This is a genomic window from Virgibacillus sp. LDC1, assembly GCF_025792345.1.
In the GTDB taxonomy this organism is placed as follows: domain Bacteria; phylum Bacillota; class Bacilli; order Paenibacillales; family Paenibacillaceae; genus Paenibacillus_AQ; species Paenibacillus_AQ lautus.
The window spans coordinates 1-786 of sequence record NZ_JAOXLZ010000015.1; the positions used below are offsets into that span (position 1 = coordinate 1).

Sequence of the window (786 nt, forward strand, 5' to 3'; positions counted from 1 at the left end):
GTTTGGTGGCGATAGCGGAAGGGTTCCACGCGTACCCATACCGAACACGACCGTTAAGCCTTCCAGCGCCGATGGTACTTGGACCGAAGGGTCCCGGGAGAGTAGGACGTCGCCAAGCGTATTTTATATGGGCCCTTAGCTCAGCTGGTTAGAGCGCACCCCTGATAAGGGTGAGGTCGGTGGTTCGAGTCCACTAGGGCCCACCATATAAATACTAACTTCATAAGGTAAGTGGCGAGGCATCCGGTGAGTAATCGGAATAAACCTCGAAGCCATATTTCACTTTTGGGGTGAATTATGGGGCTATAGCTCAGCTGGGAGAGCGCCTGCCTTGCACGCAGGAGGTCAGGGGTTCGATCCCCCTTGGCTCCACCATAAACTTCATATCGCTTCCATAAATTGCAGGTTGAACTGCAAGATATCATGTGATATGATAATCTTCCGGTCGAAAGACTGGGGTTGATCCTTGAAAACTAGATAACGAAACGAATTTGCGCAATTAGAAATATCCTTTTAGCTGAACTTGTGTCAACAAGTTTAATAAAAAGTAGCAGCGAAGGTTTTGGGATCTTTGATCCACATAACCGAAGCGATTGGTTAAGCTACTAAGAGCACACGGAGGATGCCTAGGCGCTAGGAGCCGAAGAAGGACGTGGCGAACAACGATACTGCCTCGGGGAGCTGTAAGCAAGCTTCGATCCGGGGATGTCCGAATGGGGAAACCCAGCTAGTGTAATAGCTAGTTACCCGTATCTGAATACATAGGATGCGAGGAGGCATACCCAG

The 786-nt window shown here is 49.7% G+C and carries 2 tRNA genes and 2 rRNA genes; all 4 read left to right on the forward strand.

What is annotated here, in order from left to right:
- Position 1 precedes the first annotated feature (1 nt).
- A 5S ribosomal RNA gene (gene rrf / locus OHJ21_RS32910) occupies positions 2-118 on the forward strand.
- Between the two features lie 11 nt (positions 119-129).
- Positions 130-206, forward strand: a tRNA-Ile gene (locus OHJ21_RS32915).
- Positions 207-299: 93 nt separating this feature from the next.
- Positions 300-375 (forward strand) — tRNA-Ala (locus OHJ21_RS32920).
- A 220-nt stretch (positions 376-595) separates the two neighbouring features.
- Positions 596-786, forward strand: a 23S ribosomal RNA gene (locus tag OHJ21_RS32925); the annotation flags it as partial.